Below are 16,882 nucleotides of genomic sequence, written 5' to 3' on the forward strand. Positions count from 1 at the left end.
CCATCGCACAAGCCATAACAATAAGAAAGGAATGCCACTATGCCTATCCGCCAGCTCTTCGCCCTGATGTTGCTGTTACCCGGCCTGGCCTCGGCCAACCCGGACGCCGAACGCCTGCAAAGCATCCGCAGCCAGGCCTTCAGCGTCTGCAGTAACCTGCTGGTGCACTACAACCCCAACCAGAACGATAGCGACCCACGCCACGCCGAACACTACCGGCAAGCCCTGCACCAGCTGCAGCAACTGGTGACACAGGAACAGGATCCGCTGCTGATCCAGGCCGCCAGCGACATGCATCAGCGCATCGGCGAGCTGGAGCGCCAGCCGGCCAGCAACGCCCAGCTCTACCCCACCTGGATCAACCCGCTGCTGGAGGTCCAGGCCCGCCTCGACCGACAAGCCGGCAAACGCTACGCCGCCCTAGCACCTGGCGAGCCACACCGCGAGGCGTTGCATCGCCTGAGCCTGGATATCGAGCGCCTGCAGCTGCTCTACCAGACCCGCACCTTCGGTTCACTGGCCGTGTATGTGCTGGAAATGGACGACAACACCTTCGTGCAACTGGACCAGCAGATCCTCGAAGGCTTCACCGCTCTCGAACAGGACTGGTCACAGCAGGCCGCGGAGCTGAGCAAGCTCAAGCGCAAGTACGACTTTATCCGCCCGCGCCTGCTCAAGCACGACCTGGGCTGGGTGCCAGGCGGTGCCGCCTACTACCTAGGTCAGGTCACTGATGGCCTGGCCAAACTCAGCGCAGAGTAAAGACAGCTCAGAGCCCTCTCCTTCAGGCCTGGCAGGCTAAGCAGCGCGATTGCAGGCCTTAAGCCGGGTCTGCTGCTGGCTCTGCTACCTCGGCTAATCGCCCTGAAGCTGGAAAACCGCGTGTTCAGCCACGAGCTCAAACCAAAACGCTGAGTGACTCAATCAAGCCGCGCCCGCCACTGCACCGCCAGCGTTTCACTGCTCGCCATACGCTGCAGGTGCTCGGCAACCACCTGTTGCATACGCGCCTGGCTGTCCTCCGGCATGTGCAGACTGACCTGCAGCAAGCTGGCCTCGGCGGCGAACTTGCACGTGCCTGCAGGAAAAGCCACCGAAGCATGACTCTCGCCCAGCTCGACATTGAACTTGTGGCTCCAGTGTCGGCACAGCCGGGTCATCAGCCGTACCGGGTTGGCACAGGTCACATAGGCTTCACTGATCGTCATGCGATGTTCCTCATTGCGGTTCACGGTAGTAACCCACCGCCACCAGGTAATGTCCGACTTTACGCAATAGCGCGTACTTGTCTTCGACCTTGCCGGTCACCGGGTTCTTCCAGCGATAGCCGTAGCCGGCACTGTCGTTTTTGCCCATCAGGGCCAGAATCGGTGCGCCGACGGGCTTGCCTTGCGGGTCATTGATGGATGCAAAATCCACCCCAAGCAGGCGCAGGTTGTAGCCGTGGGCCACGTAGCGGCGGTTATCCAGGTCGACAACGAAGACATACAGATCGTCCTCGCGAAAGTCCGCCGACAGGTTATTGATCGAGCCAAGCGTGCCCTGTAGGTCGTGTTCCAGCGCCGATACCGCCCGATCCAGCAGGCTCTTGGCCTGTTCCGGGGTGGCGCGCGGCAAGTAATGGCCGACCGCAATGATGCGTTCGCCAACCCGCTGGTAGTACACCTGCTTGCGCTCGACCCGGCCGTCGCGAACATTCATCCAGCGGTATTCGGCGCTCTCGATACGGTCCTCGGCGCTCGCCAGGGCCTTTGCAAAAGCCGCACGCAGCTCCGGTTCCAGAACCGCAGACACATCGCGCCCAATCAGTACCGCCGAGCTGCCGCCACTAGCAAGCATGGTGCCCTGGGTATCAACGACAAACACATAGTGCTCGCCATCGATAAATTCGCCCTGGCGGCTGAAGGCGGCCAGAGCAGCATCACCCTGCATGCGGTAATACTCGACAGCATTGTGCAGCAGACGCCTGGCCTGCTCGCCATCAGATATCACCTGCGCCTGACCGGCCCCAACGAGCGTCAACAGCAGCGCTATTCCTAAACAAAATCGATTCATGGTGTGCACCTTGTTCACTGGAAAATGACCCTGAGTCCGCGACCGGCTCAGGGCAGGCGCAGCGCGAGGAAGTACGCGCCCCACGTACGCCTCGGCTTATTCCTCAAAAATCGCCACGGCGCGGACGAAGCCGGCCGAGGCGTGCTTGATCTTGTAGGGGAAGCACGACACCTGAAAGCCATGGGCCGGCAGGCTGTCCAGATTGGCCAGCTTCTCCATCTGGCCGTAGCCGATATCGCGCCCGGCCTTGTGCCCCTCCCAGATGATCGAAGCATCGCCACTGGCGGCGAAGCGCTCGCGGGTGTACTTGAACGGTGCGTCCCAGCTCCAGGCATCGGTGCCGACCACGCGCACGCCACGTTCCAGCAGATACAGGGTGGCCTCGCGGCCCATGCCGATACCCGCTTCCAGGTAGCCGGGCTGGCCGAACAGCGCACCGGCGCGGGTGTTGACCAGGACGATGTCCAGCGGCTGCAGCGCATGACCGATGCGCGCCAGCTCGGCTTCCACCTCGGCGGCGGTCACCACATGGCCATCCGGTAGGTGGCGGAAATCCAGTTTCACCCCCGCTTGCAGACACCAGTCCAGCGGCAGTTCGTCGATGCCGAAAGCCGGCTTGCCGCCATCGGTGGTCGAGGCGTAGTGCCAGGGCGCATCCATATGGGTGCCGCTGTGGGTGGTGATATTCAGGCGCTCCGCGGCCCAGGACTCGTCGCCGGGCAACTGGTCCTTGGACAGACCGGGAAACATCGCCGCCATCTCCGGCCACCCCTGCTGGTGGTCCATGTAGTCGATCTTCGGCAACAAGGGCGGCGGGTCGGTATGGGGGTTGTTGTCGAGGGTGACGGAAAGGTCCACCAGACGGCGTTTAGACGGTTGCATTAGCAGTCACTCCACCAGCCCGCGCACGGCGTGCCGAAGACGAAAGGTTAAGGGCATTGCGCACCATAGCTGCGGCCGAGCCGTCGTGGCGAAAACCGAGACCACGGGCCTGCGGGGTTTTCATCGCCGGAGCGCTGCCGAACAGGGCCTGCAATCCGGCATCCGGGGCGAAGCTGATCAGTCCACGGCGCTCCTGGCCGTAGGCATTGGCCAGGGCATCGATGACTTGGGCGATTGACAGTTGCAGCAGCGGCAATTGCCACACCCTGGGCTGGCCGAGGCTGCTGCCGTCCAGCTCGGCTGCGTGCAGCAGGTTGTCCACGCAGCAGCGCAGCGACATCCACCAGCAACTGGCCTCTGCCGACACCGGGCAGCGATAGGGCTCGCCGGCGGCAAAGGCTTGCAGCAGGTCGCTCATAAAGGCCGAACGCAGGCCATTGGGTTCGCGCGGGCGGGCGACGATACCGGGCAGGCGCAGCGCGCGACCGTCCACCTCGCCACGCCGGGCCAGGTCGTTGAGTGCGGTTTCCACCATCAGCTTGTGCGCGCCATAGCTCAGCTCGGGACGCAGCGCGGCACTTTCATCCATCCGCGCCGGTAACTCGCCGCCATACACCGCCACGCTGCTGGCATACACCAGTACCGGCGCGCCGGGTTGGTCGCGCAACTGGTCGAGCAGCTCCAAGCTGGCCAGCAGGTTGACCTGGTAGCCGAGGCTGTATTGCTCCTCGGCAGCACCACCGGGAATGCTCACCAGGTGGAACACCACATCGATGCCATCGGCCATGGCGCGACGCAACAAGGCGGCGTCGGTGACGCTGCCATGGTGGCGACGCAGCCGCTTGTCCTCGGAAAAACCCTGCAGATCCTTGTCCAGCAGCATCAGCACACTGATCGGCTGACCACGCAGCTCACCCGCTTCCAGCAGGCGCTGCACCAGCGCCCGACCAACGAATCCATTGGCCCCTGTGACCATTACGCGCATGGCGCTCTCCTTAGCCGGCGGCCGCTACGACACGTTGATCAATGCCGCCGAATATCGATTGTCCGTCACCATCCAGCACCTCCATGCGCACACGGTCGCCGAAACGCATAAAGCCGGTCTGTGGTGCGCCGTACTCGATCATCTCGATGGCACGGCGCTCGGCAATGCAGGCCGAACCGACGTCGCGGTCGGCATTCGATACGGTGCCGGAGCCGACCAAGGTGCCGGCCCCCAAACGCCGTGTCAGTGCGGCATGGGCGATCAGTTGCGGGAAGCTGAAATTCATCGCCCCGCCATGGGGGTTGCCAAACCATTTGCCGTTCCACTCCACCTGCAGCGGCAGGTGCACACGGCCGTCACGCCAGGCATTGCCGAGCTCGTCCGGGGTCACCGCCACGGCGGCGAAACTGGACGACGGTTTGGCCTGCAGGAAGCCAAAGCCGGTTTTCATCTCCCTCGGTGCTAGGGCGCGCAGGCTGACGTCGTTGATCTGCAGGATCAGCTTGATATGGCTACCCGCCTGCTCAGCCGGACAGCCCAGCGGCACCTCGTCGACCAGCACGACGAACTCGCCCTCGAAATCGATGCCCTGGCTCTCGCTAGGTAGCGCAATGTCGTCGCGGCCACCGAGGAAATCGTCGCCGGCACCCTGGTACATCAGCGGCGTGGTCTCGGCACCGTCGATCGGGTCGAGATGAAAGGCCCTCTGCATCAGCTCGCCATGGTTGAGAAAGGCCGAGCCATCCAGCCACTGGTAGGCGCGCGGCAGCGGTGCCATGACAGCGGCCGGATCGAAGGCGAAGGCACCCTCGGCGCGGCCTTCGTTAAGCTCGCGGTACAGCGCCTGCAGTTCGGCTTCGACGCTCCACCAGTTCTCGATGGCCAGTTGCAGGGTGGCGGCGATATGCCCGGCGTCCAGCGCGCGGCTGAGGTCACGCGAGACCAGCAGCAGGCGTCCGTCGCGGCTGCCGGTGTTCAGGGTTGCCAACTTCATGAACGTACTCCGTGCAAGGCTGCGATGTCGGCGGCGTACTGGCCGTCGAGGAGGATAAAGACCATCCGCGCCATCTGTTCGGTGCGGTTGCTCCAGGCATGATTGGTACCGCGCTGCACGACGATGTCACCGCGCTTGAGGTGCACGTCTTCGCCATCCAGTACCAGCCACACCTCGCCATCGGTGACCACGCCGTAGTCGAGGGTCTCGGTGCGGTGCATCAATTTGTGCTTGGAGTCGGCCTGGCCGGTGCCGGCGTGGGCCTGGCCGATTTCGGCAAAGGCGGCTGCGGCATCGGCGGCGCTGACCTGGTTCTGCACGCTGTCCGGCGGGATATCCACTACGCGGATCACGCTGCCCAGCGGCATGGGGCTCAGTTGCAGGGGCTGATGGGTAGGATCGTCGCCATTGTCCAGCACGGCCGGGCTGGCTTTGCTGTTCCACACCTCATAGAACACCGTGCCAGGCACCGCCTTGAGCGGGAAGTTGTTCGGCGTGGGCCCGCTTATGGCGACTACCGCCTGTCCTTGGGCGTCGTGGCCGGTGACCACGCGCTTGAAACCGGGAAGTTGTTGCATATACGTCTCCTCGATCAATTGCCGTCACCGATGGTGGTGCCACCATCGACGACCAGGTTCTGTCCGGTAATGAATGCCCCACCCGGCGCAGCCAGCAGCAGAGCCAGGGCGGCGACCTCTGCGGGCACGCCAACACGGCGCAGTGGCGTCAGCGCCAGGCGCTTGTCCATCACGGCCGGGTTGTCGGTCAGCGGGCGGGCGAATTCGGTGGCAATCACCCCGGGGCTGATGGCGTTGACCCGCACATTACGCGGCCCCCACTCCACCGCCAGGTTGCGCGCCAGTTGTGCCAGCGCAGCCTTGGACAGCCCATACAGGCCGAGCCCTTTATTGCCGCGCACGCCGGCGATGCTGGCCATCAACACCACGCTGCCGCCGCCCTGCTCGGCCATCACCGGCAGCAGGGCATTGGTCAGCCACAACGCGCTGCGCAGGTTGACGGTCATGGTCAGCTCCCAGTCCGCCGCACTGGCACTGGCCAGCGGTCCCAGATGCGGGGCCACGCCGGCATTGCAGACCAGGGCATCGATACGGCCGTGACGGGCCTGCGCGGCGTCCGCAAGTGCCTGCACGGCGGCCTGGTCGGCGAGGTCAGCCGCCAGCGCACAAGCCTCGATGCCCTCCCCGGCCAGCTCTGCCGCGATACGCTCGCAATCGGCCTGGTTCTCGCTGCTTATCACCAGCTTTGCACCGGCGCGCCCGTAGGCACGGGCAATGGCCAGGCCGATGCCGCGGGTGGCTCCGGTGATCAGGGCAACCTGCCCTTCAAGAGAAAACAGTGAGCTATTCATAGGATTCGGCACGCCTCCTCGAACGACAGACGCGGGCCGGCCGGCCGCAACTGGCTGACATCGCCATAGCCGAGACTGCAGAGGAAGTTGCTTTTCCAGCGACCATCGGCGAAGAACGCCGCATCCACCTGGGCGTTGTCGAAGCCGGACATCGGTCCGCAATCCAGGCCCAGGGCGCGGGCCGCAAGCATCAGGTAGGCACCTTGCAAGCTACCGTTACGCAGGGCGGCGGTGTGCGCGGCCTGCGGATTGTCGCGGTACGGAGCAGCGGCGTCGTAGATCGGGAAGAGTTCGGGGAGGAACTCGAAAAACTGGCTGTCGAAGGCGACGATGACAGTCACCGGGGCCTGCAACATTTTCTCGCCGTTGTGGCCCTTGAGCGCCGGCAGCAGTTGCTGCTTGGCTACGGTGCTGCGCACGAAGACGAAGCGCGCCGGGCAGCAATTGCTGCTGGTCGGTCCCTGACGCAACAATCGATACAACTGCTGCAGCTGGTCGTCCGATACGTCGTGGTCAAGCCAGGCGTTATGGGAGCGTGCCGTAAGAAATAGCTGATCGAGGGTTGCGCTATCTAGAGTCTCGTTCATAAGTGAATCCTTGGTGAATCACAGGGAAGGGGCCGACGCTATCGAAGGGCGAAACAGGCGCGGGATCACCAGGCATGCCAGGGCGATCGTCAATTGCCCCCATGCCACCACCGCAAGAGCACTAGGAAGCTCCACGACAGCGCCGCCGCTAAGGGAGAGCACGGCGAGCGGGCTGACGAACTCACCGGCGAACAGCGCAGCCATGAACCCCCCGGTAGCGCGACCGCGTTGCTGGTAGGCCACCTCGACCATCACCGAGGTAATCAGGGTGGGCAGCATCAGCCCAATGCCCAGGCCATTGACCAGCACGGCCCAGACCATCAACGCATGACTATTGGCGCTGGCCATCATGAGTCCACCCACCCCGGCAATGGCGAACGCCAGCAGCAGCAAACGAGCCGAACGTATGGAGCCCAAGAGGCGGAAACTCAAGGCACCTGCCAGCACCCCAAACTGATTGGCCCCCATGGTCATGCCAATCTGCTGTGGCGAGTCGACATGGAGAAGATTGAGCAGGTAGCCAACCTGTACCGGCACGATGAACAGGCTGATACCTGCCAGCAGGCTGAGCACGTAGAGCGGCAATAGCGCGGCCCAGGGGAATAGTTGAGCGGGCTCGACGAACTTGGCTGCCGCGGGCTTCTGCGGCTCCCAGAGTGCCCAGGCCATGATCGGCATGAACACCAGGCCCGACGCATACAACATAAAGGGCACACGCCAATCGTCCTGGCCCAACATTCCACCGGCGGTGATGAACACCACCGCAGAAAAGGAAGACGCAACGGTCTGTAGGGCAAAAAGACGTTCGCGGCGAGGGCCACTGTAATAGTCGCCCATCAGCGTAGTGCAGCAGGTCATGATGCCCGCCTCCGCCACCCCCAACCCCGCACGGCTCAACACTATGGCCGGCAGTGACTCCAGCCACAGCGGTAACAAGCCGAAGACCCCGTAGAGCGCCATGGAGCCCAGCAACAGCGGCTTGCGCCCGAGGCGGTCGGCGATCATCCCGGCAAAGGGTGCCAGCAATGCGATCATCAGTGCCGGAATGGTCAGAGCGATGGGCACCAACGCGGCAGCGCCCGCGGTATCGGCGAAGTGGCTTTGCATACGCGGCAGAATCGGTGCCAGCAACACCGCGCCGAGTACCGGCAGACAACTGCCCAACAGCAGCAGGATGGACTGCGGCAGCCCGGCCTGACGTTCAACGGCCATAGCCAGCCTCCTCGCGCGCCACCGCGTAGAACGCCTCGCCGCAACAGCTGATGGCCTCAGGTAGGTCCGACCAGAATTCATGCAATAGCAGGCTCAGTTGCTTCATGACGTCTCTCTCTTGTTGTTTTTCGATCAATGACTGGCGACGGCATCCGCACGTTCGGCACGCGATACGCTGAATTGATTGCTAGTTGGCTGGGTGGCGGCAATATCTGGGCTCGACTGCCCGACAGCGTCGGCATGGCGCTGCGCGGGCAATAGGAAGTAGGCCAGCGCCGGTAACAGCAGCAGTGCGCCGACCATGTTCCAGACGAACATAAAGGCCAGCAGCACGCCCATGTCGGCCTGGAACTTGATGGGAGAAAAAAGCCAAGTGATGACGCCGACGGCCAGGGTCACGCCAGTGAGCATCACCACCTTGCCAGTGGAAACCAGCGCTCGGTAATAAGCCTCGGACAGGCTCGCGCCCTGACGCTGATAGACCAACAGCATGCTCATCACATAGAGCGCATAGTCGATGCCGATGCCCACCCCGAGTGCGATGACCGGTAAGGTGGCGACCTTGACGCCAATACCCAGCCAGACCATCAGCGCCTCACAGAGGATCGAGGTCAGCATCAGCGGCACAATGGCGCAGAGGGTTGCACGCCAGGAGCGAAAGGTGATCAGGCACAGCAGGATCACCGCGCCGTAGACCCAAAAAAGCATCTCGCGGTTGGCCTGTTTGACCACGATATTGGTGGCCGCCTCGATCCCCGCATTGCCCGCGGCGAGCATGAATTGCACGTCGTCGCTGTTGTTGGCCACAGCGAAGCGCTCAACATGGTCAACCAGGCCGGCCAGGGTCTCGGCCTTGTGGTCGGTGAGGTAAACATAAAGCGTCAACAGACTGCAGGACTCGTTGTACAGGCCACGCGGTGCACCGGCGGTGATCATGTTGAGCATCGCCTGGTTGTTCTGCAGCTCGTACCACTTGGGGCTGCCTTCGGAGAGGCCGACCAGCATGCGTCGGTTGAGCTGTGCCAGGGAGTTGGTCGAATCCACGCCCGGCAGGGTACGCAATTGCCAGTCCAGCGCGTCCACCTTGCGCAGGATGTCGTAGCGTGCGCATTCGCCAGTCGGAGTGCGCACCATCACGGCGAACAGATCGCTGCTGGCACCGAAGGCGCGGTTCATGAAGGAATCGTCGAGGTTGTAGCGTGAATCAGCGCGCAACTCGGGGGCACCTGCATCCAGGTCACCGATCTTCAGGTTCGTACCCACCAGGTATCCACCCGCTGCCAGGCCGGCGGCCACCAGCACGCAAACGCTGGCCCAGCGCCGCTGGGTAAACAGATCGAGCAGGCGCCACAAAGGATGGCGCGCCATGCGGCCGCCCACCTCCTGCTCGTCGCGCAGACTGCGCAGTGCTGCAGCCGGACTGACGCCCAGGTAGGAGAGCAGGATCGGCAACAGGATCAGGTTGGTGACGATCAGCACGGCGACGCCGATGCTGGCGGAGATGGCCAGATCCTGGATCACCGGGATGTCGATGAACATCAGCACGGCGAAACCGACCGCGTCGCTGAGCAATGCCGTCAGCCCCGCGACAAATAGGCGGCGGAAAGTGTTGCGCGCAGCCACCACGCGATGCATGCCGCGACCGATGTCCTGCATGATGCCGTTCATCTTCTGCGCGCCGTGGCTCATGCCGATGGCGAATACCAGAAACGGCACCAGCACCGAATAGGGGTCGAGCTGGTAGCCCAGCAGCGGCAACAGCCCCAACTGCCAGAGCACCGCCACCAGCGAGCAGAGCACCACCAGCAGCGTGCTGCGCAGGCAGCGGGTGTAGGCATAGAGCACGCCGGCGGTGATCAGGATCGCGGCGGCGAAGAACATCAGGATCTGCTCCAGGCCCTCGATCAGATCGCCGATCTTCTTGGCGAATCCGGTGATGTGGATATCGATGGCATCGCTCTGGTACTGCTCGCGCAGGGCCTCCAGTTCGGCCGAAAGCGCCGCGTAATTGAGCGGCTGGCCGTCGCTGGTACGCGCCAGCAGGGGCACGTAGATAGTGCTCGAACGCTGGTCGAAGGCCACCAATTGGCCGATCTCGTTGGACAACTGCACGTTGCGCTGCAGTTCTGCCAGGGTCGCCGGACTTCCGTCGTATCCGCCCGGAATCACCGGCCCGCCATCCAGCCCCTCCTCTGTAACTGAAACCCAGCGCGTCGCTGGCGTCCACAGTGACTTCATAAAGGCGCGCTCCACCCCCGGCAGCAGGTAAATCTTGTCGCTGAGGGCCTGCAGCGTGGCCAGATACTCGGCGTCGTAGATATCGCCCTGGCGGTTGGCCACAGCGATGCGCAACGAGTTACCCAGACCCGACAGTTCCTTCTGGTTGTCCAGGTAATTGACGATGTACGGATGTACGGTGGGGATCATCTTCTCGAAGCTGGCATTGAGCTCGATACGAGTCGCCTGCACGCCGAGGAACAGGGTGGCCATCAGGCATAGCAGGAGCACCCAGGGCCTGTTGTTGAACAGCGCACGCTCAATCAGATTACCGGAGCTCACATCGAAGCCGGCCAGCGAGGCGTCGCCAGTGCGAAATGGATTGCGGATGGTCATGGCCTCACTCCGAGTCGGGGATGTCATGCAGCGACAAACGGGACAATCCCGTGAAGCCTGCGAATACCAGACTGCCGTCGGCAGCCTGGATCAAGCTGGAAAGTGGTACGCCCAGAGGCTTGCCGAACGGCTGCAGCCTTCCGTTCCGCCCTTGGCGAAACAGCATGCCGCCCTGATTGGCCAGAACGACCCGGCCATCATCCATGCGCGTGGCATCGTTGAAGGACACCGGTACCCGAACCGGCAATTGCTCGAAACTGTCGCCGCGGTCGTGGCTGACGAAGGCGTGCCCCTTCAATCCTGCGACCAGCAGCACATGGTTCGGCGCGCTGGCTAGGGTGAAGAATGTTCCGGAATATGGGCTGTCGAGTTCCTGGAAAGACCAACCACGGTCTTCGGAGCGGGCCAGATAACCCTGCTCGCCCGCCAGGAACCAGTCGTCGCCCAGGCGAGTAATGGCGTAGAGATGCAACCCCATTGGGTTGTCGATCTGACCGACCACGGAGTGCCAGGTAGCACCGCCGTCTTCGGTACGGAACGCCAAACCGTAGGCACCTACGACCAAACCATGGGAAGCGTCGGTGAAGGCCAGGGCGAGAAATGGCTTGTCCGGCCCCTCCTCCAGCAGGCGCTCAGCGGTCTGCACCCGCACCTCGGCTGCACCAATATCCAGCGTACCGGCCAGCTCACGACGCGCCGTATCCAGTTCAATCTTCGCGGCCTGGCGTCCATTGAGCTGTACCTGCCAGGATTCGCCGCCGTCACGCGTCACCAGGATCACCCCTGCATGGCCAACAGCCCAGCCATTGCGGGTATCGGCGAACTGCACGGCAGTGAGACCAACCGAAACCGGTACGCTCGCCTGACGCCAACTCTGCCCATGGTCGTCCGAGAGCAGAATCAAACCACGCTCGCCGACCGCCACCAGGCGCTCCCCTGCACGAGCAAGGTCGATGAATACCGCCCGCTCGGCCCGTGCGACCTGCAATGCGGCAGTGCTCAGCACATCACCGACAGCCAGCCCGCTCTGGGCCTGACTCAGGGGAGAGGCCAGGGCCAATAGAAGGCACCCCAACCAATGAATTAGCCTCAACGACAACGCGGGGGGGGAAATTGGAATGAAAGGCGCGCACTGCAGTGCGGCGATGTTATGGACGGTCATCTCACAAACCCTCTTATTATTCTTGTCGGCGAACTTTTAGTAGGCCATCACCGGCAGGCAAGGCAGCGCGACCCTTTTTAAGTCGCTATGCCGGGATGACATCGCCAGACGCGTTCAACCTGATCGACGGTCAAAGGTTGACGTGCCTGGATATCTCTGACTAATCGCTTATTGGGATGAGACCTATCGGCGAACGCGATACCTGAAATAAACTCAAACCGGTACATGCCGAAGGCTGGGCAGAGGGTTAACTAACGTATACACCGAGGATGACGCCCAGCTAGGGCCGTCCAACATTGACGAAGAGATGGCTTCATCGACTGCAGAGTCATTCAACCAAAGCAGCCGGCAAGGCATAAGGACATTGCCGAGGCCGTGATGAACGATTCAGTAGTCGTGTGCCTCACCTGCTGCGTGAAAACTGTTAGGGAGCTCACGCCTGCCGCCTGTGCAGCGCCCTCTACTTTGGAGGACGGTTTTGCTACGGCGTACAAAAAGGGCGCAAGCGCCAGGTGTAGGACAGGCATGTTCGTGCCGCTGATGCAGGGCTACTGAAAGGCATCGTTGGCCGCACATTCAGAATGCCCCGCATGGGCAACCGGCTGAGAGATAACAGCCGGTGGACCGTCCGAAGTCAGGCGATTGAGGGGTTCTTCATACCCCGGATGGCCGCCTTGCCAAACAACCCGGTACGGGCATGGCCACTGAGCGCATGCCCCTCCACGCTTACCTCGACCTTGAGTGTGGCCTTGAACGGCTTGAGCAACTGTAGGGACCAGGCAAGCTGGTTGCCGCTGAACCGGCCATTGAGCAATGGCATGACGCTACCGTTTTTCAGGTGTCTCATCTCGCCACGCAAGGTGCCCTCTGGCCCCGTGCTGATATGGAGTTCATAAGGCTCTTTACCTACCGGGGTACTGACGGCGCACTGCCAAACACCGTCGATAAGCGAATCTTCCCTATCCTTCTTATCCATGCCCTGACCGCCGCTTGGCGCGTCGACGAGCGCTGGCAAGGGCTCGTCCACATCGAAACGCTGGCGATGCTCCTGCAACCAGGCGCGCAGAGTCGTCGGCTTGCGTCCCAGCACCCGTTCAAGGAACTGATTGGGCACCCAGACCGGGGCATTGGCCTCTTCATACTGGAAGAAATTCCACAGGTATTCCGGCACTTGCGGCGGCAACAGCCCGGCCTCGACCAGAGGTTTGAAGTACTCGTCGAGCGCCTCGCGACTGCCATCATGGTGAATGCGCCGTAGAAACACCTTGGTCATCAGCTGCGCGACTTCCGAGGTACGCAGTGGTGTATCGCCATTGTTCAGGGTGTAGAACTGCCCGATGTGGCGCGCATCGTCCGACAGCATCAGACGTGCCGCGGCCTCGCCAACTTCGCGCGGGTCCACGTAGGGTACGAGGCGATCCGGCCAGGGCAGCAAGTCGTTCTGGATCGATGGCACCATGCGCAGGAAGTTATCCATGTAGCTGGCACCGACATTGAGGTAGGTCACGGGCAGCTCGGCCTCATCGAGAATCTGCCGGGCGATCGGGTGCTGAATTTCCAGGCCAAGGCCGTAATCACGCAGGGCCTGTGGAATACGCCGCGGGTTGCTGTCGGGCTGTACGCCGACGACACGGATCATGTGGGTCAGGCAGCCGGCTTTGCGCACGGCGGCCACCAGGTTGTTCATCGCGGGCTCTTCGCGTAAGCCGGTGGTGGTCAGCACCATCACCCCGGCCATGCCGACCATCGCCGCGTCCAGGCTGGCCTGATCGAAGTAATTGGCCTGCACGACTTCCACACCCGGGAAGTTTTCTCGGAGTATTTCAACTTTGTCGGCATTTGAGCCGATCAGACGCAGCCGCACCTGGGGTGCATGGAACTGCAGGTAACGCGCCATCGGCCCACCGATATGACCACTGGCACCGAAAATTGCCACGCTTTGCGGAACAGGCTTGCACAGTACGTTCGACATAATGAGTCCTGATCGTCGAGGAGATTAAGGGGATTGGCTTGAGCGGGGGCAAGGCCATCAGAGGCCGGCAGCTTCTGTCATGCATCCAGGGTGCGGAGCATGCGCCGCAGAATCTTCCCGCTGCTGGTCATCGGCAGTGTGTCGACCAGCTGATAGGCCCTGGGCACCTTGTAAGCGGCGAGACGCGAACGGCAATGTCGATCGAGCCCTTCCAGGCTCAGGGCCACACCGTTCTGAGCAACGATATAGGCCTTGGCCAACTCGCCCTTGTCCTCATCGGCGATGCTGCCGACCGCAACCAGCGCCACCCCCGGGTATTCGGCAATCACTCGCTCGAGCTCTGCCGGATAGATGTTGAACCCCCCGGTGATGATCATGTCCTTCAGGCGATCGACCACGTACAGATAGCCCTCCGCGTCTTGCCGCACCAGATCCCCACTGTGTAGCCAGCCATCGGCATCGAGGGTGCTGCGGGTCGCCTCGGGCTGACCGAGGTACTCGTTCATCGTCATGGGTCCGCGGATCAGCAACTCGCCCACTTCACCTAGGGGAACGACCTCGCCGGTGCCTGTGCTATTCGCTACACGGACTTCCAGGTGAGGCAATGGCACACCGATCGAGCCATGGCGGCGCGGCCCGTACAGGCTGTGCGTGGTGCCCAGCCCACCGAGTTCGGTCATCCCCCAGAGCTCGATAAGCGGACAGCCCAGGGCGGCTTCCACCTGCTGCATCTTGGCTTCAGGCATGGTCTGCCCACCGACGGTGCAGCGCGTGAGTGAGCGGAGGTCGTAGTCGCCCAACGAGGTGCAGCCGAGCAGATACATGTACATGGTGGGCACGCCCTCGAACAGCGTCGCCCGATGCTGCTCAATGCTCTGCAGCACCCGTTGCGCGTCGAAGGTCTTGTGCAGCACCAGCGTCATGCCATAGGCCATGGCAGCATTCATCACGATGTTGCCGTAGACGTGCGAGCACGGCAGTGCGCTGACCACCGTGTCGAGCGCAGTGCGGCCATGCATCGTCGCGGTCATGGCGGTGTTCATGAGAATGGCCCGATGAGTCAACACCGCGCCCTTGGGATAACCCGTAGTGCCGGATGTGTAGCCGATGGTGCTGATCTCGTCCGCCTGTATCTCAGGTGGCAGAAACGCGCTCGGGCTCTGCTCGAGAATACGCGCCAGATCGATGACGTCGGCAGGTGGCTCGCCGTTCAACACGATGCAATGGCGAATCTGAGTGTCAGCCAGCACGCCAGACAATTGCGCAATGCGCTCGGCACAGGCAAACACCGCGACAGCGCCACAATCCTTCATGGCGTAGGCAGCCTCCTGCGGCGTCAGCATCAGGTTGAGCGGATTGACCACGGCACCGATCTTCAGAATGCCGTAATAGGCGATCACCCATTCACTGCAGTTCGGCGAATACAGGGAAACCCGCTGACCGCGTTCTACGCCCAGACTCTGCAGGTAGGCCGCCACCCGTGAAGAGGCATCGTCGAGCTGTTTGAACGACCACGTCTGACCCTCGAACACCAGCGCGGTCTTGTCGGCAAAACGGATCGCGGCCTCGCGGATGAAGGTGCCGACCGAGGTCGGCATGCTCATGCCGCTCATGGCAGCACCTTGCGCATCAGCGTTTGCATGTTGGTGTATTCGGCCAGGCCATGCAGCGAGTTCTCGATGCCCAACCCTGACTGTTTATGCCCGCCGAACGCGAAGCCTGGGGAAAACACATGAGCCTGGTTGATCCACACCGTACCGGCCTCGATGCGCCGCGCCACGCGCTCCGCAGCCTGGACATCACGCCCCCAGACCGACGCCGCCAGACCATAGGGGGTGTCATTGGCACGGGCGATCACATCATCCAGATCGCGGTATTTCAGCAGTGGCAGCACCGGCCCGAACGCTTCCTCGACGACGCAACGCGAATCTTCCGGCGGGTTGTCGATCAATGTGACGGGAATAAAGAAACCCGGCCCGCTGCCCACCTCTCCGCCGATCAGGAAGCGGTGCCCTGCCCTGCGGCTGTCTTCGAGCAGGTCGCAGACCTTTTCGTATTGCATGCGGTTCTGCAGCGGCCCGAGCTCAGTATCCGGCTCCATACCGTTGCCCAGCTTCACACCCTGCGCATAGGCAACCAGCTCGCGCGCCAACTCATCGTAGATATCTTCATGGATATAAAGACGCTTGCTGGCCACACAGAACTGCGCGCTATTGGCAAAGGAGGCCCAGAACAGATCCTTGGCCACGGCCTTGGGATCGACATCGGGCAAGACGATGGCCGGATCGTTACCACCCAGCTCGAGTGTCAGACGTTTCAGGTTGGACGCTGCACTTTGCATGACTCGCCGCCCCGTGGAGGTAGAACCCGTGAACGAAATCTTGCCGATATCCGGGTGTTCGGTCAGCCACTGGCCCAGTTCGTTGCCGCCAGAAACCACGTTGAACACCCCTGCTGGCAGCACGGCCTGTGCCAATTCGCCGAACCAGAGCGTACAGAGCGGCGTGAAGGGCGAGGGTTTCAGCACCAGGGTATTGCCGGTCATGAGTGCCGGTGCGATCTTCCAGACCGCCAGCAGCAAAGGGAAATTCCAGGGCGTAATGGCCCCCACCACCCCGATGGGAGTGTGGCGGGTCACCACTTCCTCGTCGCCCTGACGCAGGACGACTTCTTCCTCCAGCCGCTGCTTGGCGATTTCCCGGCACCAGTGGATGGCACCGCCGATCTCCCACTCGGCACCACCCCGGCCTTTGCCCTGCTCGGTGATCAGAAGCTCAATGAAGGCTTCCTGGTTCTGCTCGATGACATCGGCCAGGGCCTCGAGACTTCGTTGCCGGGCTTCGACCGGAGTCGCCGCCCAGGCCGGAAACGCCGCTTTCGCCGCGGCGACCGCCGCCTCCAGATGCTCGCGTGAAGCCATGGGGAAATCGCAGATCAGCTGCTCGGTAGCAGGATTGATAGCCTGAGCGGTCTCGCCAGAGAACACCCGCTGGCCATTGATGCTCATGGCATAAGGGACTTCGGACATGCTGCAAACTCCTTCTTGTTCTT

At 62.5% G+C, this 16,882-nt stretch carries 15 protein-coding genes; 1 reads left to right on the forward strand and 14 read right to left on the reverse strand.

The features are described from left to right. The first annotated feature begins 39 nt into the window (after positions 1-39). The gene (locus WMW70_RS09090) at positions 40-762 is read left to right on the forward strand and encodes a hypothetical protein (RefSeq protein WP_341437195.1); all 723 of its coding nucleotides are present in this window, start codon (positions 40-42) and stop codon (positions 760-762) included. Positions 763-920: 158 nt separating this feature from the next. On the opposite strand, the gene WMW70_RS09095 is transcribed toward WMW70_RS09090, so the two are convergent. The 14 genes from WMW70_RS09095 to WMW70_RS09160 all read right to left on the reverse strand — a co-directional run bounded on the left by WMW70_RS09095 (position 921) and on the right by WMW70_RS09160 (position 16,859). Next, a complete protein-coding gene (locus tag WMW70_RS09095; protein WP_341437196.1) occupies positions 921-1,208 on the reverse strand; it encodes a DUF2218 domain-containing protein in 288 nt (95 codons plus the stop codon). 10 nt (positions 1,209-1,218) lie between these two features. Continuing rightward, positions 1,219-2,055, reverse strand: coding sequence for a cache domain-containing protein (locus WMW70_RS09100; RefSeq protein ID WP_341437197.1), 837 nt, complete (start codon positions 2,053-2,055; stop codon positions 1,219-1,221). A gap of 96 nt (positions 2,056-2,151) precedes the next feature. After that, entirely contained in the window at positions 2,152-2,937 is a 786-nt protein-coding gene (locus WMW70_RS09105; RefSeq protein WP_341437198.1) for a cyclase family protein, read from the reverse strand. Further along, a complete protein-coding gene (locus WMW70_RS09110; RefSeq protein WP_341437199.1) occupies positions 2,924-3,922 on the reverse strand; it encodes an NAD-dependent epimerase/dehydratase family protein in 999 nt (332 codons plus the stop codon). The genes WMW70_RS09105 and WMW70_RS09110 overlap by 14 nt, the downstream gene beginning before the upstream one ends. A 10-nt stretch (positions 3,923-3,932) precedes the next feature. Further along, a complete protein-coding gene (locus WMW70_RS09115) occupies positions 3,933-4,916 on the reverse strand; it encodes a fumarylacetoacetate hydrolase family protein (RefSeq protein WP_341437200.1) in 984 nt (327 codons plus the stop codon). After that, positions 4,913-5,494, reverse strand: coding sequence for a cupin domain-containing protein (locus WMW70_RS09120; RefSeq protein WP_341437201.1), 582 nt, complete (start codon positions 5,492-5,494; stop codon positions 4,913-4,915). The genes WMW70_RS09115 and WMW70_RS09120 overlap by 4 nt, the downstream gene beginning before the upstream one ends. Before the next feature lie 14 nt (positions 5,495-5,508). Beyond that, complete coding sequence (locus WMW70_RS09125) at positions 5,509-6,285, reverse strand: SDR family NAD(P)-dependent oxidoreductase (protein WP_341437202.1); 777 nt, start codon at positions 6,283-6,285, stop codon at positions 5,509-5,511. After that, positions 6,282-6,872 (reverse strand): malonic semialdehyde reductase, encoded by a 591-nt coding sequence (locus tag WMW70_RS09130; protein WP_341437203.1) that lies wholly within the window; start codon positions 6,870-6,872, stop codon positions 6,282-6,284. The genes WMW70_RS09125 and WMW70_RS09130 overlap by 4 nt, the downstream gene beginning before the upstream one ends. Before the next feature lie 18 nt (positions 6,873-6,890). Next, positions 6,891-8,084 (reverse strand): MFS transporter, encoded by a 1,194-nt coding sequence (locus WMW70_RS09135; RefSeq protein WP_341437204.1) that lies wholly within the window; start codon positions 8,082-8,084, stop codon positions 6,891-6,893. Between the two features lie 132 nt (positions 8,085-8,216). Further along, positions 8,217-10,697, reverse strand: a complete 2,481-nt coding sequence (locus tag WMW70_RS09140; protein ID WP_341437205.1) for an efflux RND transporter permease subunit — start codon at positions 10,695-10,697, stop codon at positions 8,217-8,219. 4 nt (positions 10,698-10,701) lie between these two features. Continuing rightward, positions 10,702-11,790 (reverse strand): WD40/YVTN/BNR-like repeat-containing protein, encoded by a 1,089-nt coding sequence (locus WMW70_RS09145; RefSeq protein WP_445942127.1) that lies wholly within the window; start codon positions 11,788-11,790, stop codon positions 10,702-10,704. A gap of 703 nt (positions 11,791-12,493) precedes the next feature. After that, the gene (locus WMW70_RS09150) at positions 12,494-13,831 is read right to left on the reverse strand and encodes an NmrA family NAD(P)-binding protein (RefSeq protein WP_341437207.1); all 1,338 of its coding nucleotides are present in this window, start codon (positions 13,829-13,831) and stop codon (positions 12,494-12,496) included. A gap of 77 nt (positions 13,832-13,908) precedes the next feature. After that, positions 13,909-15,444, reverse strand: a complete 1,536-nt coding sequence (locus WMW70_RS09155; RefSeq protein ID WP_341437208.1) for a class I adenylate-forming enzyme family protein — start codon at positions 15,442-15,444, stop codon at positions 13,909-13,911. Next, the gene (locus WMW70_RS09160) at positions 15,441-16,859 is read right to left on the reverse strand and encodes an aldehyde dehydrogenase family protein (RefSeq protein WP_341437209.1); all 1,419 of its coding nucleotides are present in this window, start codon (positions 16,857-16,859) and stop codon (positions 15,441-15,443) included. The genes WMW70_RS09155 and WMW70_RS09160 overlap by 4 nt, the downstream gene beginning before the upstream one ends. Between the last annotated feature and the right edge of the window lie 23 nt (positions 16,860-16,882).

It is taken from the genome of Pseudomonas sp. XK-1, assembly GCF_038069885.1.
GTDB lineage: Bacteria > Pseudomonadota > Gammaproteobacteria > Pseudomonadales > Pseudomonadaceae > Aquipseudomonas.